Source organism: Azonexus sp., from assembly GCF_030824335.1.
In the GTDB taxonomy this organism is placed as follows: Bacteria; Pseudomonadota; Gammaproteobacteria; order Burkholderiales; family Rhodocyclaceae; genus Azonexus.
In genome coordinates this window covers 1-21,158 of the sequence record NZ_JAVBXX010000037.1, presented here as the reverse complement: position 1 = coordinate 21,158, position 21,158 = coordinate 1, and the positions used below count along the sequence as shown (strand labels likewise).

The 21,158-nt window shown below is 54.9% G+C and carries 21 protein-coding genes and 3 tRNA genes; 9 read left to right on the top strand and 15 right to left on the bottom strand.

All coding sequences use genetic code 11. The features are described 5' to 3' along the window. Window positions 1-75: 75 nt before the first annotated feature. From RCI20_RS15995 to RCI20_RS15975, 5 genes are all read right to left on the bottom strand, one after another. A complete protein-coding gene (locus RCI20_RS15995) occupies window positions 76-660 on the bottom strand; it encodes a helix-turn-helix domain-containing protein (protein ID WP_306607253.1) in 585 nt (194 codons plus the stop codon). A gap of 453 nt (window positions 661-1,113) precedes the next feature. Beyond that, the gene (locus tag RCI20_RS15990; protein ID WP_306607251.1) at window positions 1,114-2,052 is read right to left on the bottom strand and encodes a phospholipase D family protein; all 939 of its coding nucleotides are present in this window, start codon (window positions 2,050-2,052) and stop codon (window positions 1,114-1,116) included. A 3-nt stretch (window positions 2,053-2,055) separates the two neighbouring features. After that, the gene (locus RCI20_RS15985) at window positions 2,056-3,870 is read right to left on the bottom strand and encodes an ATP-binding protein (RefSeq protein WP_306607249.1); all 1,815 of its coding nucleotides are present in this window, start codon (window positions 3,868-3,870) and stop codon (window positions 2,056-2,058) included. Continuing rightward, a complete protein-coding gene (locus RCI20_RS15980) occupies window positions 3,863-5,419 on the bottom strand; it encodes a DEAD/DEAH box helicase (protein WP_306607247.1) in 1,557 nt (518 codons plus the stop codon). Before RCI20_RS15980 ends, RCI20_RS15985 begins: the two co-directional genes overlap by 8 nt. Window positions 5,420-5,651: 232 nt before the next feature. Beyond that, the gene (locus RCI20_RS15975; protein WP_306607245.1) at window positions 5,652-7,268 is read right to left on the bottom strand and encodes a hypothetical protein; all 1,617 of its coding nucleotides are present in this window, start codon (window positions 7,266-7,268) and stop codon (window positions 5,652-5,654) included. Between the two features lie 229 nt (window positions 7,269-7,497). On the opposite strand from RCI20_RS15975, the gene RCI20_RS15970 reads away from it, so the two are divergent. Together RCI20_RS15970 and RCI20_RS15965 are read left to right on the top strand one after the other, a co-directional pair. Continuing rightward, the gene (locus RCI20_RS15970; RefSeq protein WP_306607243.1) at window positions 7,498-7,833 is read left to right on the top strand and encodes a hypothetical protein; all 336 of its coding nucleotides are present in this window, start codon (window positions 7,498-7,500) and stop codon (window positions 7,831-7,833) included. Then, complete coding sequence (locus RCI20_RS15965; RefSeq protein WP_306607241.1) at window positions 7,830-8,285, top strand: HAD domain-containing protein; 456 nt, start codon at window positions 7,830-7,832, stop codon at window positions 8,283-8,285. Before RCI20_RS15970 ends, RCI20_RS15965 begins: the two co-directional genes overlap by 4 nt. Before the next feature lie 141 nt (window positions 8,286-8,426). On the opposite strand, the gene RCI20_RS15960 is transcribed toward RCI20_RS15965, so the two are convergent. The 7 genes from RCI20_RS15960 to nhaR form a co-directional block, all read right to left on the bottom strand. After that, on the bottom strand, window positions 8,427-9,740 hold the full coding sequence (locus RCI20_RS15960; protein WP_306607239.1) for a hypothetical protein: 1,314 nt from the start codon (window positions 9,738-9,740) through the stop codon (window positions 8,427-8,429). Between the two features lie 397 nt (window positions 9,741-10,137). Continuing rightward, window positions 10,138-11,136, bottom strand: coding sequence for a lipoyl synthase (lipA, locus tag RCI20_RS15955; protein ID WP_306607236.1), 999 nt, complete (start codon window positions 11,134-11,136; stop codon window positions 10,138-10,140). Beyond that, on the bottom strand, window positions 11,129-11,740 hold the full coding sequence (gene lipB, locus RCI20_RS15950; protein WP_373691533.1) for a lipoyl(octanoyl) transferase LipB: 612 nt from the start codon (window positions 11,738-11,740) through the stop codon (window positions 11,129-11,131). The genes lipA and lipB overlap by 8 nt, the downstream gene beginning before the upstream one ends. A 2-nt stretch (window positions 11,741-11,742) precedes the next feature. Continuing rightward, the gene (locus RCI20_RS15945; protein ID WP_306607232.1) at window positions 11,743-12,012 is read right to left on the bottom strand and encodes a YbeD family protein; all 270 of its coding nucleotides are present in this window, start codon (window positions 12,010-12,012) and stop codon (window positions 11,743-11,745) included. Between the two features lies 1 nt (window position 12,013). After that, window positions 12,014-12,901, bottom strand: a complete 888-nt coding sequence (locus tag RCI20_RS15940) for a D-amino acid aminotransferase (RefSeq protein WP_306607230.1) — start codon at window positions 12,899-12,901, stop codon at window positions 12,014-12,016. Between the two features lie 5 nt (window positions 12,902-12,906). After that, window positions 12,907-14,043 carry a D-alanyl-D-alanine carboxypeptidase family protein gene (locus RCI20_RS15935; RefSeq protein ID WP_306607229.1) on the bottom strand — a complete coding sequence of 379 codons (1,137 nt, stop codon included), beginning with the start codon at window positions 14,041-14,043 and terminating at the stop codon, window positions 12,907-12,909. A 35-nt stretch (window positions 14,044-14,078) separates the two neighbouring features. Further along, a complete protein-coding gene (gene nhaR / locus RCI20_RS15930; RefSeq protein WP_306607227.1) occupies window positions 14,079-14,981 on the bottom strand; it encodes a transcriptional activator NhaR in 903 nt (300 codons plus the stop codon). A 101-nt stretch (window positions 14,982-15,082) separates the two neighbouring features. Between nhaR and htpX the strand changes: the two genes are divergently transcribed. Beyond that, window positions 15,083-15,964 (top strand): protease HtpX, encoded by an 882-nt coding sequence (gene htpX, locus RCI20_RS15925; RefSeq protein ID WP_306607225.1) that lies wholly within the window; start codon window positions 15,083-15,085, stop codon window positions 15,962-15,964. Between the two features lie 78 nt (window positions 15,965-16,042). Here htpX and RCI20_RS15920 read toward each other — a convergent pair whose 3' ends face one another. The 3 genes from RCI20_RS15920 to lgt are packed head-to-tail and all read right to left on the bottom strand — an operon-like array spanning window position 16,043 to window position 18,125. Next, window positions 16,043-16,804: a hypothetical protein gene (locus tag RCI20_RS15920; RefSeq protein WP_306607223.1), complete on the bottom strand. Its 762-nt coding sequence runs from the start codon at window positions 16,802-16,804 to the stop codon at window positions 16,043-16,045. A gap of 15 nt (window positions 16,805-16,819) precedes the next feature. Beyond that, the gene (locus RCI20_RS15915; protein WP_306607221.1) at window positions 16,820-17,293 is read right to left on the bottom strand and encodes a VOC family protein; all 474 of its coding nucleotides are present in this window, start codon (window positions 17,291-17,293) and stop codon (window positions 16,820-16,822) included. A 40-nt stretch (window positions 17,294-17,333) separates the two neighbouring features. Next, entirely contained in the window at window positions 17,334-18,125 is a 792-nt protein-coding gene (gene lgt, locus RCI20_RS15910; RefSeq protein WP_306607259.1) for a prolipoprotein diacylglyceryl transferase, read from the bottom strand. A gap of 96 nt (window positions 18,126-18,221) precedes the next feature. Between lgt and ilvD the strand changes: the two genes are divergently transcribed. From ilvD to RCI20_RS15880, 6 genes are all read left to right on the top strand, one after another. Then, window positions 18,222-20,078, top strand: coding sequence for a dihydroxy-acid dehydratase (gene ilvD, locus RCI20_RS15905; protein ID WP_306607219.1), 1,857 nt, complete (start codon window positions 18,222-18,224; stop codon window positions 20,076-20,078). Between the two features lie 189 nt (window positions 20,079-20,267). Further along, window positions 20,268-20,576 carry a c-type cytochrome gene (locus RCI20_RS15900; protein WP_306607217.1) on the top strand — a complete coding sequence of 103 codons (309 nt, stop codon included), beginning with the start codon at window positions 20,268-20,270 and terminating at the stop codon, window positions 20,574-20,576. 107 nt (window positions 20,577-20,683) lie between these two features. Continuing rightward, window positions 20,684-20,768 (top strand) — tRNA-Tyr (locus RCI20_RS15895). 40 nt (window positions 20,769-20,808) lie between these two features. Next, window positions 20,809-20,882, top strand: a tRNA-Gly gene (locus tag RCI20_RS15890). A gap of 30 nt (window positions 20,883-20,912) precedes the next feature. After that, window positions 20,913-20,987 (top strand) — tRNA-Thr (locus tag RCI20_RS15885). Between the two features lie 53 nt (window positions 20,988-21,040). After that, on the top strand, window positions 21,041-21,158 hold a 118-nt coding region (locus RCI20_RS15880; protein ID WP_043420540.1), incomplete at its 3' end, for a GTP-binding protein.

Sequence of the window (21,158 nt, the reverse complement as noted above, 5' to 3'; positions counted from 1 at the left end):
TTGAGAGCTTCTACAATCGAACGCGCAAGCACTCGCATCTGTCAGGCGTCAGCCCTGATGACTTTGAGGCCAACTTCAAGCAACAAGGCAAAGGTCTCCACTAAATCCTGGGAACTCCAGTGTCTGAATAAACAATGACTTGTAGATCGTTTCATGAGACACGTAGGCCAATTCCCCTTGTGAAGAACTGGTCTTAAGCCAACCGGCAATCTGCTCCGGAGACCAGTCTGACTCAAGTTTTTGCACGACAATTTCTTTCAGTGCCGGATTCTGCGCGAATAGAAATGGCTTGGGGCGTTTGCTTCGTTTGTGAAAGGCCTGTTCGGCCGCACAGGCGCGATATCCGGTAGCACCACCATTCCGTCCTATTTCTCTGGAAATTGTTGAAGCATTGCGCCCTAGCTTACGACTGATTCCCCGTATGCTTTCACCGCAGGCAAGCCCTCGAGAAATGGCTTCCCGCTCATCCATCGACAAACATGTGGCCCGACGTTTTCGCTTTCTTGGCTGAATGCCGCCGTGATACAAGAGGTAGGAATAAACAGTTGCCGGCGGCTTGGCAATATCACGCGCTATCTCACTCATCGGCCACCCGCCTTCCCATAACTCCCAGATCCGAACCTTGCGCTCATTTGTCATCGCCCCAAACACACTCACCATCTTGACTCTCCGGATCTTATACATCGATCAATGTGAGGTGTTGCAGTGACCGGTTGAATCCGTCGCTGCTAAAAATGGGGGGATTACCGAGCAAACCTGTGCTAGATATGTACACGCTGCCCCTGCCATTCTGAACCACTTTTTTTGAATAGCTCTGTCTTAGTTAGCTGTTGATTGTGCAACGACCAGCAGCTTCCTTGAGGCACAGAGCGGGTGCCGGCTGATCTGCCGAGGACCGAAATCCGCCATGAGCCCGAATCCAGTGTCTGTCCCTGTGGCTGCAACGATGCAGCGGATCGGTGAGGATGTTGCGTAGGGATCTTGACGGCGTCTGGCGCTGAGGTGTCGAGCCGGCGATGATTGTGTCCACGTAGATGAACGTGGACACCTATGACAGAGAAAGACACCGGGCCGTTGAAGAGGCTGCCGTCAATCCAAGAGTGAAATGCAACATTAGTTTAGCTCTCGAGCTTGCTCCAATACTTCACCGATGGCTCTGACCCGATAGCGGTTGGGGAAGAAATAAATGATCCATTTTTTTAAAATATGCCAATAAGTCTCAGGATCATAAGCAGGGGTTTGAATTTCTTTTATTGCAAGACTAATTAGAGCAGTCGCCGTTTCTGATGTCACAGCGGATGTTCCAGACAAAAATGAAATTTCCCGAACTAGAGGTGTCTGGTCAAGGATCGTTGCGATATAACGGAAAAATTCGTCTTCAAGAAGCCCGGGAGCGATCATTAGGAACGACAGGTCAGTTTGGCCGGCAATTAATGAACTAGTTAGGAGAGAAGAGGTGTCGGCCCCCGAATAGATTTTGAATAAATTTTCAGGGCAAACACATGTAGGTAGCCACGTCGAGTTAGGAGACGATTCGATTGCCTCGTTTTGATTGTCGTAAAAAATAGTCGAACTCCTGTTCTTAATATCTTCGACTAACCGGGCTATTGAGTCCTTGATTTTTTCAGTAGCCGTAATCGACTGCTGAATTAGCATTTCCTCAAATTTGGGTAGCTCATGCTGGAATGGGGAAACCTCTAAAAGAATTTCAATATTCGGTACAGCGCACCATCCGAGGGCCGTTGCCGTCAAATTTGCTGACCCGATAAGGCAACGAGAATCAACCCGGTAATATTTGGCGTGAATACATGGATGCAAAAGTAGCCGAGTGCGTGGGCGCTCAATCGCCAAATCGAATATCTCAAGATCACACACACCCTGCGCAACCTCTTTCGCTATCCAACGGGTCACGATCGTGACTTCTGACGCCGCCGGTATTGCTTGCAGTAGCTTTTTGAGAACACCTGCCTTAATGAAAGGGGCAGCCAAGAACACCTGCGCAGTGGCTTGCTTACACAGCGCTAGCAGCGCTTGGCCGTGGCTGATAGACAAGACTTAATCCTGGTCGTCGTTGAGGAATATTCGGGCCATCTTGCCCCACTCTTGGCGCATATCCTTTATACGCTGCCGATTGGGGACATCTTCCATTTCGTAGCGAGCCCACGCAGCAAAAAGCATCCTCAGGGTATCGGATGCATTCTGGATCCTGGCTACAAGTTCTCGATTGGAAGTACCTTCGGTAATCTCATTGTCGAGCGCCAAGATCAGCGACTCGTGTGCCGGATGGTGGCGATTAAAGATTATTTCGGTGACGCCCCCTGGTCGCTGCTCGATCTGGAAAAATGCGTACGAGTCGCTCTCCTGCTCAAGGTATATGACCCGACGGCCACGCTTCTCGACTGCTAATGCGATGTCCGTTGCGACTTGCTCTGAATAGTGTTTGTTCTCGACTAAGTCCTTCTGAAGTTGGTCAGATGCCGTCTTATCGAAAACCTTTTCGTCTTGTTCTGTTTTATGACCCGCGCTTGCGCGCTCCTTAAACTTGGTGCTCGCACGATCCTCAACTGACGTATCTTCGTGCCGCTTGCCGCCAGAGCGTGTTCCTTTGGTTTGGTCCTTGAGGCGATCTCGTACCTGCGAAAGTTGATCGCGAATGTATTGAGTGATGTCGATCAACTCGACGCTCGGATCGCCGTCGGCTCTGAGTCGCTCCTTCAGCTCAACGAACGACTCACCTGGCTCGGCTTCGGTTTTCCAATCGAACTGGGCCATATGCGAAAATACAGTTGCCGACTGCTTATTATTTGTAACGCCAAAGACCTCATCGAGTGCCGGAGGGAATTCAACCTCGATGCCCCACCATCGCTCAGTCGGTTCATAACCAATTGCCCATGAGGCATCCAGGTCGAGCTCACGGCCCGCACGAACAATCGACACACCAATGTTCTTCGCCGCATGTTTACCGTACGGCTTATCCCCCCGATTGGTTCCGTCAACGTGGACTGTGTCAGGTTTTGCCCACGAAATTCGCACTACCACAGGGTGCTTGGCACCCATCCAGGCCACCTCAAATTCCTGGTCTTCCTCTCCCCATTTCTGGAACATCGGTACCTTGTCGTAAGGGACTGGTGTCGAGGATGAGGCGAGCAGATACAAGGGGTCATTTACCCGAGCGAACTGTTCATAGTTAGCAGTATCGTTTTCCAGAGCCACGAGTCGAACGCTCAGCCTCCCCGAACTCAGGAACTTTCGGTACATTCGACCAATGAGATATTCCGTATTTTGAAGAGTAGCCCGAGCCCCTTTCCAGGTAAGCCGGTGCTCGTCAAATCCTTGCCAGAGAATAAGCGTCCCTGACTCGCCAATGCCTTGAGAGCGCATGTTCCAGACATCCGGTAACGGGGCCCTCTTGGGTGTTGGCACGCTACGAAGTGTCCTGGCTTCGACCTCGTCCACATCTAAGTAGGTATACAGGGCATTTTGTGGGCCGTTTTGCCAAGTCCAGACATCAATTCTCCTGCACTGAGAAATCGAGGCGTTCGGTAAGCCCATGCCAAATCGCCCTATACCAGCTCGATCGTTCAGGTGCGTGCCATTTCCAAATTGAAGCGCCATACGCAGAACATTAGCATCCATTCCGCGTCCGTTATCGAGCACTGCAATCTCTTTGATGCGCTTTCGTTCTCGCTGGCCGATCTGTTCTCGCTGTTCAATGCAGAACACCTCAATCAGGCTAGCTTCAGCTTGCGCTGAGTTGTCAATAAGCTCGGCCAGAGCATACGCAGTATTCCTGTAGCCACTGTCCCGCATCGCCTTAACGGCAAGCTCTGGCGGAATAATCTCGATTTGTTCATCAGTTGCGCTATTCATTATTTTTTCTCCCTGGTCGAGCTGTCGACCATACGTCTTCCCAATTCAGAAAAGCTTGTGCGATGCTCCCAAAGCCAGGAAGTTCTGGATCAACCACAGTGACAATCTCGGCGGTTTCGTTCCCGCCTTGTTTAGTGCCTCGAATCGCTCTCCCTACCATTTGACTATATAGTACAAGCGAATATGTAGGCCGTGCGATCAAGGCTGCGCTCGTTCGTGGTGCGTCAAAACCGGTGGTCAGAACGCCAAAGTTGCAGATAATTTTTGGCGTGGAATCTGAACTCTTGAATTTCCGAATGATCCGTTCTCTTGCTCCCTGCGGGGTTTCGGCGGTAACCACTTCCGCGTCATATCCTTTCGTTACCAGAATAGCCGCCATCAGTTTTGCGTGACGTACCGATGTCGCAAAAAGAATGACCCGTTGATGCCGGGATAAAAGCGCCTCGGCTTCGGCGAGAATCTGTTGATTCCTCTTTTGATTGAGGGCGAGGCCTTCAAGTATTTCGTCCGAGTATTCTGCCCCTCCATCGAGGTTGACTCCAGTTGCAAGAGAATCAACAGTCTCAGCTTTGAGCAAACGGAATATCGGACGAGCCAAGTATCCTTCCAGGATGAGATAGGCAACTGGATCCGCATGACCAGGAATGTCGAGCGTTATTTTTTTTTCGCCAAAGAATGTCGCGAGCTCGGCATCTGCGGCGAGGTCGTTCCAGGTGCGCCCAGGCGTTGCGGATAGCCCAAGTAGGCGATTCGTAGGGCGCTTAGTATGAAGCCCTTGAATGAGAGATCTATAGGTTGGGGCAACCGATTGGTGCGCCTCATCGACAACCGTCAGGGAAGCACGATCGCCGAGGCGCATGAGCATGTTAGCGTCGCGTTGATAGAGTGCGTACAGCTTGGCGAAGCCTGCTATCAATATTCCATCGCGAGCGTCGCTGATATCCGGTTTGTAAGGCCCCCAATAGCGATAGATTGGTAGTTCGCGATTGCCGATATGGCGCCATGCCCGCTGAAACTCTTGCGCGGCTTGTTCTAGGAGTTCTGAACTTTGTGCCAGCCAGCACACCAGCGTCCGTTCCCGACTCGCAAGATGCCGGACAACGAGGTTCATTGCCGTCCGGGTTTTTCCGGATCCTGTTGGCATATGGAGGAGTGCTTTTCCTGGATATTCAGAGAGAACAAGCTCTGCCCTGCGGGCAACATCGCGCTGGTGTGGGAACAACTGGTACTCTGCCGCACATGGTTCAACCTCTTGCGCCAACGGCTGGGGGGCTCGCTCTTCTTCAAGTACCCCAAAGAACCCAAGCAGTTCCTCCATAAGATGTCTGTTCGAGCAAAAGTCGATAGACATCAGCTGCTCCGTTGCATTGGTACCTACAACCGGACAGCCGAGACGTACTAGTAGTTCCTGAGCCTTGTCTTCGGGCAGTAACTTAAAGAGGATGTTTCGAGTCCGCGTTGTCTGAAGTACAACGGTGGGCTCAATCAGGCGGCCAAACAGCTCACCAATGCTCTCCGATTCCAGTGCCTTCGGATCGATGGCTTGCAACAGTACATAAACCAGAGGATCAAGAAGATCCGCAAGTTCTTGTTCCGAGGCGCGCGAATACAGTCGCCGTAAGGTGAAACCTGGGGATCCCCATGCGAATGCGATTTCGATTCCCTTCAGTTTATTTATTGCAGATGAGGCGGGTGCCCTTCCTTCGTCTTTATTGTACAGACAGTTGATGTCTTTGGCATTTGCTCCGGTGGGGTGGCGAAGAGCGGCATCACCATGCCGCTTATAGCACTGTTTTCAAGTTTGCAAGTTCGGAACGGATTCCGGCCAAGACAGTAACTATGTCCATAGTTTTAACCTCGAATATCTTTGGGCCCATACCGAAATTAGCACCCTCGGCCAAGATGACCTTCCTGCGTTCTATTCCGTCATTGAAGAGTCCAACGAAGCACGCCCTCCGCGCGCGCAGATGTCCATCGACCTCTGTGAACATCGTAACCTGGTCCACTACACCATCCTCATCCACGATCATGGGCAAGGTAAACACTGGGTCTAACTCTCCAAACCGTAGCAGTGGATTCGCTTCAATTCCATGGCCAAAGTTCGGCAACTGCGATTTGGCAATAGCGATGCCGAGAGCGACGAACTCAGGTAACTGTTGATCTGGCGGCGCAATCTGAGGTGGAGGTTCACCCAAACAGGAATCTATGGCGCGAGCCTCATCCGATCCCTCGGGCTCACCGAATGCTGCTTTCTCTAGCGTTCCATCGGCATGCCTCATTAGGATTTCCTTTGCCCCGGTGGCAAGTATCTCTCTTGGTCGGATAGGTTTGCGCCGAAGATCCGGAAATCGCATTGAATCATCGAAAAAAAAGTGGCGTGGTTTCTTCCTGGCGCCCGGATCTGTGTCACTCAGGACAGATTCACGCGGCTCTTGCTTCTTCCAATTGCGCGCAAAGGCTTCCCCCGTGTTGCCGCTATCTTTGTCGTTATTTCGCCAGGTTGCTCGCTCACACGGATCGTAGGTCAGTGAGTCGAACGCAAATGGATGGCTGCAAACACGCAGGCTGAAGACCAAAAAGTTCTGTTTGGGCTGCCCGTCAAACGATAGCCACATCCCGTTTGCCTGCAAAGTTGTCTTTCCACGGAACGGGAAAAGCGTGTGGGGGTATGCCAGCTCTTTCTGGGTAGTGGCTTTCAGGCAGCTGCTGTAGACGCTGGCTGCCGCTTCCCGAGCATGGTTGTCGGTGGCAATCCGGGCAAGGTCGGTAACGGCATATTTTGGCATTCCGTCCGCGAGCTTGAGATGGAGATGCCGCTGGTCGGGATTGTAGTGCTTCTCCCGCCAAAGAAATTCTTCCTCGAACGGACGAGTGAACAGCCGGTGAAGCAGGATGCTGCAGGAGCCGAAGTAGAAACGGATCAGTTCCATGCAGGGAATGATGATGTTGCAATCCGGCCCAGAGATGGCCAAGCAATAGGCGTTCGTGTGTTTCTGGTGCCAAGGGTGTTCCGAGAAGGGGAGCAAGTAGCGCCCGTCAATAGGCAACCCTGCCTTGATCCGGACTAGGGTGTCCGGCCCGATTTCCAGGTTCTTAAATGTGTGCGGGAAATATTTTGGCCTGGCGGCCAACCTCCCATCTTGCCAAATATCACCCACTTGCAGCATACCGAGGCTGCCGATCGGCAGCCAGATGTCCTTCTGCTCTGAGAGGTCAGTATCGAATAGCTGGAAGGTGGGGTATGTGTCTATCTGGGTCTGAATTGGTGAAATTGAAATCCTGATGCTGGGCTGCGTGTATCTCGGAATGCTGCCGGGGTAGCCAACATCACCAAACCAGTCGATGCGCCAGGGACGGGAGTCTGGGGTGAGCGACGAGATATTGGGAGCGCTAGACATTCCTCATGGTACAAAATATCTAATTGATCGGCACATGCCAATGCAATGGTCAATTGTCATTCATGAATGACGAGTTACGAATATTTTCGCAGGCCAGGCAACGTGCGGCTTCTTTGGCAAAGCTGAGATCGAATTCTAGAGAGTCGTTGACCTGAGTCCCGTTCTTTGACTTCCTGCCGGAAATCCGTAATGTGATTTATAGAACCAATGCCATCGAGTCAGTGAGCTCATGCTTATCTTCTTTGATACTGAATTTACAGATTTACATCGGGAAGCCAAGCTAATCTCTATCGGCTTGGTCGCTGAGGATGTGGTCACGCACTTTGCTCCACATCGCGGCTGTGTGCCGCCGCAGTATGAAGGAAGCGAAATGTCGCCGTATTTTGTGACCGATCTTTCACGGTTAATGAAAAAACACCAGATATCGGTCTGGTGTCACGGCCATACTCACACGAATAACGATTTCTTGGCGGAAGGCAGTTGCCGCGTCATTTCCAATCAACTCGGCTACCCCAAGGAACAGGCCAGCATTGGGTTTCGGAATGATCTGGTTGTCGATTTATGATTCTCTTCCTCGATTTTGACGGCGTGCTGCACCCGGAAACCATCGAGCGAGAATCCGAACTTCTTTGTTGTCGCACGCACCTTTGGGCAGTGCTGGAGGCAGTGCCAACCGTGGAAGTCGTTTTCACCACGACCTGGCGGCGTAAATACCGTGTTGAGGAACTGGTAAATCTCGTCACAGTGGGCGGTGGCGAACATCTTGCCAATCGCTTTGTTGGCGCGACACCGGAAGTTTTGCGGAACGAGTTTGGTGACACTTACCGCTGCCGGGAAATGGAATGCTTGGCTTGGTTGAACGGCAACGGCCAATCGTCGCGCGAATGGGTCGCCGTCGATGATATGGCCTACTGGTTTTCGTTTCCCCAGCCCCGTCTTGTGCTGATTGACCCAGCAACGGGGCTTACGGCGAATGATGTTGACCGCATCGTGGCGCTGTTACGAAATATCGAGTGAGTTGACCACCTGACCTCGCGGTACCTGACGACCCAAAATCTTCGTTCTGACTAGGTGCTTCAGACAGTACGCGGCCAGCAGTAGGCATTTACGATACATCGCCCGGTCATCCGCCCTCTTCGCAACGGCCTCCGCCCCAAGCTACGAACCAGATATCTCAACTTCAAAGTGTAACTTGCCCGTCACTTGAGTCGGCAACTCGTCAGTGGTGATGTAGTAATCAGCTTCAAAGCCCTTGATGTCATGCTGTGAGCTAAGTAAGAGAGTGAACGAAGGGAACGCCTTCTGATAGCCGTGCTGAAGTTTCTGAGTCTCAAAGACGATCGAGCTGCGATCATCGGCAATGCGAGGAGTCCCCGTAAGAATATTTGCGAACGAGCGATGCACCGCCTGGACTATTCCCATATGGCTGACTCCATACGGGGCAAAGGGAGGCGGGGTCGGTGGAGCGGGGGGCTTGGGCAGGTCGTCGTTCTCATAGACGAGAACGCCCGACGGAAAGCTAAGATGTGACCGCACATCGTTCGCCGGCAGCGTTCCTCTGTTCACCGCGACAAGCTTCACGATAATGGCGCGCTGAAGAAGCAGGCGATGTTCCTTGACGGCTTTGATGTACGTCGCGTACTGCTCATAGTAGTACTGCACTCGTTCGTTGTACCCGTCCAGTTCCTCTTGTGTCCACTCTCGAAATGGCTTGATACGCGCGCGGGAAGCAACGCCAATGGGGTCAAAAATATGGAGGGAAAAGTCAAAGGTAGAACCCGCTTTCGTTTGGTCAGCGTTCGAACGCACAGGTGTTTGAGTCTCGATGTCGGCGAGAGTGGGAACTCCTTCCAAAGACGCATTCTGCTGAACAAGGGAGACCGCAGGCATCTCGTCGCTAGCCTCTAGCGTCAAAACCGGACGCAGGTTTTTGAACTTTTTATCCTCTCTAGGTGCCTCCAAATTAAGCTTCAGAGCCGCTGCCAACTGGTTGACGAGTGTCGTGCGCTCTTTCTCTAGGGACGGATCCTCATTGCTAGCAAGCGAGTAGGTGATGGCACCTCGTCGATGCCTCAAGTCGAATGGAAGCTCTTCTGGCCGTCCACCGAATGCCAAGTTAGCGACTGTGATGACTCGCTGGTGCCCTAGCTCGCGGAGCGCGTATCCGAGTTCGATCATAACGTTCGGATTGGGGATCTTTTTCTCTCCCGTAGTCGATGATATGGTGGCTACCGGTGTGATGTCTGCGACGAACACTTCGCATTCGTCGATCTTATTGAAGATCGTTGTGACGATCTCAACAAGCCCAGCCTCACCCTTGGTGTCGTGATCGAGCTCAATTCGATCTGCCGATTCCAATTGCAGTTCCGTAGCGACTTTCTTTAGTGCTTGCTTGAGTGCCGTCTTAATAAAATCTTTTGTGACGGCTGTTTGCAGGTCACTCTGCCACGACCAAAAAACTGTTCTTGTCATTGTTGAAGCTCGAAGGCCACAGCGTGGCGGTTTTAAGAGATGGGTAGTCTGACATATCTATCGAAAGCGGTCATACGGCTTCGCATGCATACAAGGGCGCCGATGCCTTTGCCGCGATAGCCGAGTTCAGTACAGGCCATGAGTGGCTGCTTCTGGGTGCGATTTGAGCCGGTCAGGTCGGATCTGATTTGAGGGTCAATTGAAGCGATTCCGCAGTACGGTTGCATCAATGCCAATCTTCTTTGATTTCGAACGCCCAGCCTTGGGGGATGATAAGTCCCTCGATGAGCGCAGGAAGAGATTTTGAATGTATACCCGCCCTCTCAAGGTCTGTCAGTAGCAAAGATCGTTGTGGAAGTAGCGCAGAGCCATGTTCAGTAGCTCTTATCGCTAGAATTTACAAGGCGACGCCAGCGCTTTCCGCCTGCTGGTCTGCCCAATAACTGGAGCGAACCATTGGGGCGCAGGCGGCGCCGGTAAACCCCATTTTTTTCGCTTCTTCCTCGTACATCTTGAACGTATCGGGATGGACGTAGCGGGTGACTGGCAGATGGTGGCCTGAAGGGGCCAGGTACTGGCCGATGGTTAGCATCTCGACATCGTGGGCGCGCAGGTCACGCATGACATCAAGGATTTCCTCATCGGTTTCGCCGAGGCCGACCATCAGGCCGGACTTGGTGGAAACCTTGGGATAACGGGCCTTGAACTGCTTGAGGAAGGCCAGCGAGTGCTGGTAGTCGGCACCGGGGCGGGCTTGCTTGTACAGTCGGGGCACGGTTTCCATGTTGTGGTTCAGGACGTCGGGCAGGGCGCCGCCGAGCACGTCCAGCGCAACATCCATGCGGCCGCGAAAATCGGGGACCAGCGTTTCGATCGTGGTGGTTGGCGACAGTTCGCGGGTGTGGCGGATGACATCGACAAAGTGTTGAGCACCACCATCGCGTAGATCGTCGCGGTCGACGCTGGTGATCACGACATAACGCAGTTTCAGGGTGGCGACCGATTCGGCCAGTTCGCGTGGTTCGTCCGGATTGGGCGGCAAGGGCTGGCCGTGGCCGACATCGCAGAACGGGCAACGGCGCGTGCAGATGTCACCGAGGATCATGAAGGTCGCGGTGCCGCGGCCGAAGCATTCGCCGATGTTCGGGCAGGTTGCTTCTTCACACACGGTGTGCAGCTTTTTCTCGCGCAACAGGGATTTGATTTCGCCGAAACGCCCGGCGCTGTTGCCGGCTTTGACGCGAATCCAGTCAGGTTTGCGCAGGGGCTGGTCGACCGGCACGATCTTGATCGGAATGCGCGCGGTCTTCAGCTCGCCTTTTTGTTTGACGCCTTTTTGCTTGGCGCTGCCGTTGCTGTGATTGTCCACTGTGTATTCCGGCGTCTTTTCAGCCATGTTGTCCATCCAGTTGCTGTAGCAAGTGTTGCGAGAGTTGCTCACCCGCCTCTTGAGCGGTGAGCGGAATGTTGAAGTCGCGAGTCTGCACGACTTGGAGGCCAGCATAACCACACGGGTTGATTGCCGTGAAGGGGGTCAGGTCCATGTCGACGTTGAGCGACAGGCCGTGATAACTGCAGCCATTCTTGATTTTCAGACCAAGCGCGGCGATTTTTGCCGCGCCGACATAGACGCCGGGCGCGCCGCTGCGGCGTTCTGCGGTCAACCCGTAAACAGCGAGAAAATCAATCACTGCCTGCTCGATACGGGTGACCAGTTCGCGTACCTTGATTTTCAATCGTGCCAGATCGAGCAACAGGTAGATCACGACTTGGCCAGGGCCATGGTAAGTAATCTGGCCGCCGCGGTCGATCTTGATGACCGGGATGCCGATATCGTTCAACAGGTGTTCCGGTTTGCCGGCTTGACCCAGGGTGAACACCGGATCGTGTTCGACAATCCAGATTTCATCCGGTGTTTCTGCCGTGCGCTGGGCCGTGAAATCCTGCATGGCCTGAAAGGTCGACGCGTAGTCGACCCGGCCAAGCAGTTTGACTTGCAGGTTCACAGAACGACTTTGACCATCGGATGTGAGCTGAGGTCGGTGTACAGCGCATCGAGTTGTGGTTTGGAGCGGGCGACAACAGTGCAGGTGAGGCTCAGGTAGTTGCCGCCGGAACTGGCGCGCATTTCCATGCGGGCACCATCGAAATCCGGCGCGTGCTTGGTGACGATGGTGAGAACGACTTGGGCGAGTTCGTCGTGAGCCTTGCCCATGATCTTCAGGGGGAAGTCACAGGGGAACTCAAGAAGGGTGTCCTTGTAAGAAGCCATGTCAGCCTTTGCGCATTACTGAGTTTTTGAAGTCCTGATACCACTGCCACATTTGTTCACCGAACGGGCCGGGTTTGCCGGCGTGCTCACCGTTGCCGACCGCCTGGCCGTCCAGGCAAGTGATCGCCAGGATTTCCTTGGTCGATGAAGTCATCCAGACCTCGTCGGCGCTGCGAAGTTCCGTTTCGCTGATTTCGCGGATTTCCAGCGGTTGACCGTGCGATTGGGCTAGTTCGAGGACCACGTCGTAGGTGATGCCTGGCAGCATCAGCTGCGTTTTGGGTGGCGCCAGCAGTACGCCGTCCTTGACAATGAAAATGTTCGACGCCGCGCCTTCTTTCATGAATCCGTCGCGGATCAACAGGGCTTCGGCGCAGCCTTGTTCGACCGCTTGCTGGCGGGCCAGCACGTTGGCGAGCAATGAAATGACCTTCAGGTCGCAACGCGACCAGCGCAGGTCCGGCACGGTGATCGCCGCAACGCCTTTGGCACGAACCTCGGCGGGTGTCGTGACCAACGGCGAGGCGAAAGCGAAAGCGGTCGGCGTGACCGAACTTGGCGGGAAAGCGTGGTCACGCTTGTCGTCAGCACCGCGGGTGACTTGCAGGTAGATCGATTGATCCTCCCACGGGGCGCTTTCGATTAACTTGAAAATGACGCTTTTCCAGGCGTCGACCGTAAGTGGATTGGCCAGCTTGATGCCGTCCAATGTGGCCTGCAGGCGTTTCAGGTGTTCATCAATGCGGAATGCCTGGCGCGAATAGACCGGGATGACTTCATAGACCCCGTCGCCGTAGAGAAAGCCGCGATCAAGCGGCGAGACGCCAGCTTCTGCCAGCGGCAGAAACTGGCCATTCAGATAAACCGGATCGGCGACGTAAGGGGTCATGGCTTTCAATGGAACCAGAGTTTGACGGAGTCAACTGCTCTTCCGAATATGCCGGCGACCGGGATATTTTCAAGAGCGGGCAAGGCATATTCGCCGTAAGGATTGCCGTCGAGTGTAAGTTTCAGCGTGCCGAGCGCCTGGCCGGCCTGGATCGGTGCCATGAGTTCCTGTTGCGTCGCGAGTTGCGCCTGGATTCGACCGGCTTGTCCCTTGGGGATGGAGACAACGAAATCGCTGGAAAATCCACCATTGACCCGGTTCTTGCTGCCCTTCCAGACCGGTAGAGAGGAAATGGCCTGGCCTTTTTTGTAGAGGGTGACGGCATCCCAGGACAAGAAGCCCCAATTCAATAGTTTCATCGACTCGGTACTGCGGGCGCTATCGGAGGTGGTGCCAAGAACGACGGCGAGCAAGCGGCGATGGTCGCGGATGGCGGAGGAAATCAGGCAGTAGCCGGCGGCCTCGGTATGGCCGGTTTTCATGCCGTCTACCGAAGGATCGCTCCATAACAGGCGGTTGCGGTTGGGCTGGGTGATGCCTGAGTAACGGAATTCCTTCATCGAGTAAAACTGCTTGTATTCGGTCGGGAATTCGCGGATCAGCGCACTGGCCAGTTTGGCCAGGTCACGTGCCGTGGTGTAGTGCTCCGGGTCCGGCATGCCGGTAGAGTTGCGGAAGTTGGTGTTGTTCATGCCGAGACGCTTGGCTTCCCGATTCATCATTTCGGCAAAGCTTTCCTCGCTGCCGGCAATGGCTTCGGCCAGGACGATGCAGGCATCGTTACCGGATTGGACGATCATGCCTTTGATCAGGTCTTCCACTGCGACTTCAGTGTTTACTTTGACGAACATCTTGGAGCCGCCCATACGCCAGGCATTTTCCGATACGGGCAGCGCTTGTTGCAGATGCAGCGTCTTTTGCCGAATCGCCGAGAAGGTCAGGTAGGCGGTCATCAGCTTGGTCAGCGATGCCGGTTCGAGGCGTTCATCGGCTTTTTCTTCAGACAGTATCTGGCCTGAGCTCAGGTCGATCAATAGCCAGGATTTGGCCGCCAGGGCGGGGGGCACCGGCCGATTTTGCGCGAGCGCGTTGAAGGCAAGAAACAAGGAGAAAATGAACAGCAGGGTCTGGCGAAGCAGCATTGTATTTTGGCTCTGTATTGCGTGGGGGAAAGGAATTATAACGCCGCAGGGGTCGCGACCTGTGGTGCGGCGGCGCACAGGACTTCAATTGCCGGGTGCCGGATGCGCCGTTCGTTGGAGATGGCGTAAATATGTTCGCTGACCCCGTCGAGCTGGCCGACCGGACGTGCGTCGTATTCGTCCGCCAGTTGCCGGGCCAGCACCAGCGGTGCCGGGAAAATGCCGAGACCGCCGCGCCCGAAGGTGGTGAGCAGCGCGCTATCTTCGAACTCTCCGATGATGCGGGGGCGTAGCTGCTGCTCTTCCAGCCAGCGGTCGATGCGTCCGCGCAACGCGTTATGGCGGGTGGGCAGAAGCATTGGGGCTTGCTCAAGGCTGGCCGGAAAATTGTCGTGATAACGTTCGGCCAGCGCGGGGGTGGCGAACAGTCCGGTCGGAAATTCGCCGAGTCGCGTGCTGAATACCTTGAGATTTCCGCCCACCGGGGCAGCTCGGTCAGTCAGTACGACATCCAGACGATGCAATGCCAGTTCGGCCAGCAGGTTTTCGAACTCTCCCTCGTCACAAATCAAGCGGACATCTCCCGGCATGGCGGTGACCTGGCTGAGCAGGCGATAGGCGAGCAACTTCGGAATGCCGTCGGATATGCCGACGCGCAAGCGCAAGGTCGTGCCGCTGTCACTGTGTTGCAGTGCATCTTCCAGCTGTTCGCCGAGCTGGAATATCTGGTCGGCGTAACCCAGTGCCTGGCGTCCTGCATCACTCAGTACCAGGCCGCGGCCCTGACTATTGAACAGGGCTTTGCCGAGCTGCTGTTCCAGTAGGCTGAGTTGGCCGCTGATTGTTTGCACGGCAACGCCCAGACGCTCGGCTGCTCGCGTAATGCTGCCTTCCTTGGCGACTACCCAGAAGTAATGCAAATGTTTGTAGTTGATCATGTCGTTTCGGGAAAATCGGATTGATGGTCAATTGTGCTCCGTTTTTTTCGCGATTCCAATTGTTGTACCATCGCGCTGTTATTTCACGTTCGGAGTTCAAGATGAAACGCGTCGTACTTTTTCTGGTGACCAATCTGGCGGTCATGCTCGTACTCAGCGTGGTAGCCAGCGTTCTTGGTGTGAATCGCTACCTGACGGCCAATGGCCTCAATCTTGGCATGTTGCTCGCGTTCGCTGCGCTGATGGGTTTCGGTGGCTCGTTCATTTCCTTGCTGATGTCCAAAATGATGGCCAAGTGGAGTACGGGGGCTCGAGTGATCGAACAGCCGTCCTCGTCGACCGAGGTCTGGCTGGTTGATACGGTGGCCAAGCTGGCCAAACGGGCTAACCTGCCGATGCCGGAAGTGGCAATTTATGACGGTGAGCCGAACGCCTTTGCGACTGGCGCAAGCAAGAACAGTTCGCTGGTTGCGGTTTCCACCGGGTTGTTGCAAAGCATGAGCCGTGAGGAAGCTGAGGCGGTGCTAGCCCACGAGGTGGCGCACATTGCCAACGGCGACATGGTGACGTTGACCCTGATCCAGGGGGTGGTTAATACCTTCGTGATCTTCATCTCGCGTGTCGTCGCGTACTTTGTCGATTCTTTCTTGCGTCGTGGCGACTCGGAGAGCAGTGGGCCGGGCGTGGCCTACATGGTGACCAGTGTCGTGTGCGAAATCCTTTTTGGCGTACTGGCCAGCATCGTGGTTGCCTGGTTCTCCCGTCAGCGCGAGTTCAGGGCCGATGCCGGGGCGGCCAGCTTGATGGGGTCGGCAACGCCGATGCAAAATGCCCTGCGTCGTCTGGGCAACCTGCATACCGAGCCATTGCCGCAGAATATGGCGGCTTCGGGTATTGCTGGCGGAGGCGGTGGCTTCATGGCCTTGTTCTCGACCCATCCGCCGCTGGAGCAACGGATTGCTGCGCTGAATAACACGCGCTGATTGGCTCTGGCTGGTACAAAAAAGGGGAGGGAGACCGAAGTCTTCCTCCCCTTTTGTTATGTTGAAAAATGCCGTGTTTCAGCAGTTGACCGCACGTAATGTCTGTTCGATCAGATCGATGTGCTGGATGATGTCTCGCGTGGCCTGATCCTGGGTTGCCTCACTGACGTCACTCAATTGCAGTACGAAATTCTGCACTTGGCGTGCCTGGTGATAAATCCCCCACATCTCAATCTGTTCAGCATGACGGATCAACTCTGCAGCCTCCAGTTCGATAGCGTATACATCGATGGGCAAGACATCGAGTGCTTCGCGCATGCGGGCCAGACATTCATCGGCATCTTGTACGAATAGCGCATCAAGCACATCCGAACGCTCGCCTGGTTTGCTGGATGGGCGCATGGCGGTTTCCAGTCGCTGTGAAAAATGTCGAGTCCGGCTGGGTAGATTGGTGTTTTCCAGTCCGCTGCTGTCCAGCAAGGCTTCTGTGGTAGCGGTCAATGTGGCAATCAGCCGGTTGCCCGGGGTGTGGTTCTCCAGGTAATCGGCTGTCGAGGCCAGTGTCTCGCAGAAGTGCAGGTAATCGGTATCGCCACTTTCAATGGCGATGCTAAGCAAGGCGAAGACGCTGGGTCGAATCGCCGTCACGCCTTCGGCGGCGCGTGCAGCCCAATGCGCCGAGAGGGCTGTACAGGCAGTTTTCCAGCGCGTGTTGAGCTCAGGTGAAAAACGCAGCGGTTGCGGCTTGCCTACCCAAGGCAGGATGGAAGCCATGGCATCCAGCGTTGGGGCGAGGGCAGCTCGGCTGTCCGGAATATCCTCGTCGGAAAAGTCTGCCATCGTCCCTTCCTTTATTTATCCGGCAAGCTTGGCAAATGCGTCGACGACTTCCTGCGGCGCCTGAACCAATTCGATCAGGACGCCTTCGCCGCCGATCGGGAATTCGTCGTTGGCTTTCGGGTGCAGGAAGGTGATGTCGAATCCGGCGGCTCCCTTGCGGATGCCGCCCGGTGCAAAACGGACGCCGTTGGCCGACAGCCATTCGACGGCCTTCGGCAGGTCATCAATCCAAAGGCCAACGTGGTTGAGCGGGGTGGTATGTACGGCAGGCTTTTTTTCCGGATCCAGCGGCTGCATCAGATCAACTTCGACCTTGAATGGTCCTTTGCCCATCGCGCAGATGTCTTCGTCGACATTTTCGCGTTCGGAAACGAAGGTGCTGGTGACTTCGAGGCCGAGCATGTCGACCCAAAGTTGCTGCAGTTTTGCCTTGGAAGGGCCACCGATGGCGATTTGCTGGATACCGAGTACCTTGAACGGACGTGTCATGAATGAATCCCTAGGGTGTGTTGATGGACGTTATCCATAATTATAGAGATTTCCTGCGGTAGGCAAAGATCAGCATGGCGATGCCGATCAGTAGCATGGGGAGCGACAGCCACTGGCCCATGCTGATGCTGTAGGACTGACCAAATATGCCGTGGTCAGGTTCGCGGAAGTATTCGGTGATGAAGCGGAAAGTGCCGTAGCCAATCAGGAAAATACCGGATGCGGCGCCGGTGGGCCGGGGTTTTGCGGTCCACAGCCAAAGCAGGGCAAAAAGCGCGAGGCCTTCCAGTCCGACGTGGTAGAGCTGGGAGGGGTGCCGGGGCGCCAGGTCGCCCGATTGGGGGAAAGCCATGGCCCAGGGGAGGTTTGGATCAGCCAGGCGTCCCCATAATTCCCCATTGATGAAATTGCCGATGCGTCCGGCGGCGAGGCCAAGGGGAACCAGTGGCGCGATGAAGTCGGTGATGCGCAGCCAGGCAATATGGGTTTTTCGGGTCCATAGGGCCATGGCGATCAGGACGCCCAGGAAGCCACCATGAAAACTCATGCCACCTTTCCATATGGCAAAGGCCTGCCAGGGATGTGCCAGGTAGTAGTCCGGTTCGTAAAACACCACCTGGCCGAGGCGGCCACCAATGATCACGCCGAGTACGCCGTAGAACAGCAAGTCATCCAGTTGCTCGGTATTGATCGGGGCGGCGTTACGTTTGATCCGGTAACGCCCGAGCAGGATGAACTGGGTGAAAGCAAGCAGGTACATCAAGCCGTACCAATGTATCGAGATCGGGCCGAGAGAAAGGGCGATCGGGTCGAACTGCGGGTGGATAAGCAGGGAAGGCGGCATCGAAGGAAAGAGTGGGCTAGAATTCACCGATTATAGTTCGCGTCCGTTGCTTAATTGGGCGCCTGATTACAGACGGAGAATCCCATGCCCCAGTATCGTTCCCGCACCTCCACCCATGGCCGCAACATGGCCGGCGCGCGCGCCTTGTGGCGCGCCACCGGTATGAAGGATGGCGATTTCGGTAAGCCGATCATTGCCGTGGTCAATAGCTTTACCCAATTTGTGCCCGGTCATGTGCATCTCAAGGACATGGGGCAGCTGGTGGCGCGTGAGATTGAAGCGGCCGGTGGTATCGCCAAGGAATTCAACACGATTGCCATCGATGACGGTATTGCGATGGGCCACAGCGGCATGCTGTATTCGCTGCCGTCGCGCGACCTGATTGCCGATTCGGTGGAGTACATGGTCAATGCCCATTGTGCCGACGCGATGGTTTGTATCTCCAATTGCGACAAGATCACACCGGGCATGCTGATGGCTGCCATGCGCCTGAATATTCCGGTGGTCTTCGTTTCCGGTGGTCCGATGGAGGCTGGCAAGGTTACGATGCAAGGTCAGGTCGTGCATCTCGATCTGGTGGATGCGATGGTCAAGGCCGCCGACGCCGCTGTCTCCCAGGCCGATCTGGACGAAATCGAGCGCTCTGCCTGCCCGACTTGCGGTTCCTGCTCCGGCATGTTTACCGCTAATTCGATGAACTGTCTGACAGAGGCGCTGGGCCTTAGTTTGCCCGGTAACGGTACGGTCGTTGCCACGCATGCAGACCGCAAGCAACTTTTCCTGAAAGCGGGTCGACTGATCGTCGATCTGGCACGTCGTTATTATGAGCAGGACGACGCGGCGGTCTTGCCGCGCGCCATCGCCACCAAGGCCGCCTTCGAGAACGCGATGACCCTTGATGTGGCAATGGGCGGGTCGACCAATACCGTACTGCATATCCTGGCAGCAGCGCAGGAGGCCGGTGTCGATTTCACGATGGCCGACATCGATCGGATCTCCCGTTCGGTGCCTTGCCTGTGCAAGGTGGCGCCGATGACTGATAAATATCACATTGAGGACGTCCATCGTGCCGGTGGCATCATGGGCATTCTCGGAGAACTTGACCGCGCCGGTCTGCTGCAGCGCGACGTTCCGGCAGTTGCCGCCAAGACCCTTGGCGAAGTGATCGATCGTTGGGACGTGGTACGCGAGCACGATATCAAGGTCCACGAGTTTTTCAAGGCGGCGCCAGGCGGCGTGCCAACCCAGGTTGCTTTCTCGCAGGACCGTCGCTACAACGAACTGGATCTTGATCGTACGCACGGTTGTATTCGCAACAAGGCTAACGCCTATTCGAAGGATGGTGGTTTGGCTGTGCTTTACGGCAACATCGCAATGGACGGCTGTATCGTGAAAACAGCGGGTGTTGATGAGTCGATCTGGAAGTTTGCGGGCAAAGCGCGCGTCTTTGAGAGTCAGGATGCTGCGGTCGACGCCATTCTTGCTGGCAATGTGAGTGCGGGAGATGTTGTCGTAATTCGCTACGAAGGGCCAAAGGGTGGTCCTGGTATGCAGGAGATGCTGTACCCGACGTCGTATCTGAAATCGATGGGCTTGGGCAAGGAGTGCGCCTTGCTGACTGATGGCCGTTTTTCTGGCGGGACCTCGGGATTGTCAATCGGCCATGCTTCGCCTGAAGCTGCGGATGGTGGTGCTATCGGGTTGGTTGAAGAGGGCGATGTGATCGAGATCGATATTCCGAATCGCAAAATTCATCTTGCGGTTACCGAAGGGGTCTTGGCGGCGCGTCGTGCGGCGATGGAAGCGAAAGGAGAGGCGGCTTGGCGCCCGGTTGACCGTGAGCGGGTCGTCTCTGCTACCTTGCAGGCCTACGCGTTGATGGCGACCTCTGCAGACAAGGGGGCGGTGCGTGATGTCAGCCAGATTCAGCGCCGTAAGTGAAATTTGAAGTCAACTTCTAGCCCTGTTCTGACGTTAATATCTAGCGCGGACCAAGCTTGGTGGTCTGCGGAACTGAAGATTTTTATATAATTCATCGTTTGCGGTCGATCTTGAAGAGCTATATCATCCTTTCGTGATTTACTGTCAAGCCATCAAGAAATTCACATTTTCATAAAAACGGAGCAAAAAATGAAAGCTGCTTACATCGCCGTCATGGCCGCCGCGGGTATTGTCATGGCCGGTCAGGCGCATGCTGACGAAGCCTTGGCCAAGGCCAAGAACTGCATGTCCTGCCACGCTATCGACAAGAAGCTGGTTGGCCCTGCTTACAAGGAAGTTGCTGCCAAATACAAGGGCGACAAGGCTGCTGCCGACATGCTGGCGACCAAGATCAAGGCTGGTGGCAAGGGAACTTGGGGTGCAATCCCGATGCCCCCCAACAACGTTACCCCTGATGAAGCCAAGAAGCTGGCTGCTTGGGTGCTTGCAGCCAAGTAATTTGGCTCCGCAATTAAAAAAAGCCGGCTTTTGCCGGCTTTTTTGCATTTGATTTGTTTTTTTTGTTGACATGGCGTAATCACCTCTGGATAATCCCGGCTTCTCCCGGAGGGGTACCCAAGCGGTCAACGGGAACAGACTGTAAATCTGTCGGCTCTGCCTTCGAAGGTTCGAATCCTTCCCCCTCCACCAGATTGATGCTGTAGCGGCTAGTGCTGCGGGCAGGGGTTAAGCGGGTGTAGCTCAATGGTAGAGCTGAAGCCTTCCAAGCTTAAGACGAGGGTTCGATTCCCTTCACCCGCTCCACGACGCGGTACGGCTGGGGTTTTAAGGTAGGCCCATGTGGCTCAGTGGTAGAGCACTCCCTTGGTAAGGGAGAGGTCGGCAGTTCGATCCTGCCCATGGGCACCACCGATTAGCTTTGATTCTGGATTGTTTGCTAATTAAATTATTGAGGAACTGGAATGGCTAAGGAAAAATTCGAGCGTACCAAGCCGCACGTCAATGTGGGTACGATTGGTCACGTTGACCATGGCAAGACCACGCTGACGGCAGCGATTACCACGGTGTTGGCTGCCAAGT

Coding starts and splice junctions, on each gene's coding strand:
- RCI20_RS15995 (WP_306607253.1), bottom strand. CDS start 660: ATGGTGAGTGTGTTTGGGGCGATGACAAATGAGCGCAAGGTTCGGATC.
- RCI20_RS15940 (WP_306607230.1), bottom strand. CDS start 12,901: ATGACCCCTTACGTCGCCGATCCGGTTTATCTGAATGGCCAGTTTCTG.
- ilvD (WP_306607219.1), top strand. CDS start 18,222: ATGCCCCAGTATCGTTCCCGCACCTCCACCCATGGCCGCAACATGGCC.
- RCI20_RS15935 (WP_306607229.1), bottom strand. CDS start 14,043: ATGCTGCTTCGCCAGACCCTGCTGTTCATTTTCTCCTTGTTTCTTGCC.
- htpX (WP_306607225.1), top strand. CDS start 15,083: ATGAAACGCGTCGTACTTTTTCTGGTGACCAATCTGGCGGTCATGCTC.
- RCI20_RS15915 (WP_306607221.1), bottom strand. CDS start 17,293: ATGACACGTCCGTTCAAGGTACTCGGTATCCAGCAAATCGCCATCGGT.
- RCI20_RS15975 (WP_306607245.1), bottom strand. CDS start 7,268: ATGTCTAGCGCTCCCAATATCTCGTCGCTCACCCCAGACTCCCGTCCC.
- RCI20_RS15965 (WP_306607241.1), top strand. CDS start 7,830: ATGATTCTCTTCCTCGATTTTGACGGCGTGCTGCACCCGGAAACCATC.
- RCI20_RS15970 (WP_306607243.1), top strand. CDS start 7,498: ATGCTTATCTTCTTTGATACTGAATTTACAGATTTACATCGGGAAGCC.
- lipA (WP_306607236.1), bottom strand. CDS start 11,136: ATGGCTGAAAAGACGCCGGAATACACAGTGGACAATCACAGCAACGGC.
- nhaR (WP_306607227.1), bottom strand. CDS start 14,981: ATGATCAACTACAAACATTTGCATTACTTCTGGGTAGTCGCCAAGGAA.
- RCI20_RS15945 (WP_306607232.1), bottom strand. CDS start 12,012: ATGGCTTCTTACAAGGACACCCTTCTTGAGTTCCCCTGTGACTTCCCC.
- RCI20_RS15985 (WP_306607249.1), bottom strand. CDS start 3,870: ATGAATAGCGCAACTGATGAACAAATCGAGATTATTCCGCCAGAGCTT.
- RCI20_RS15960 (WP_306607239.1), bottom strand. CDS start 9,740: ATGACAAGAACAGTTTTTTGGTCGTGGCAGAGTGACCTGCAAACAGCC.
- RCI20_RS15900 (WP_306607217.1), top strand. CDS start 20,268: ATGAAAGCTGCTTACATCGCCGTCATGGCCGCCGCGGGTATTGTCATG.
- RCI20_RS15920 (WP_306607223.1), bottom strand. CDS start 16,804: ATGGCAGACTTTTCCGACGAGGATATTCCGGACAGCCGAGCTGCCCTC.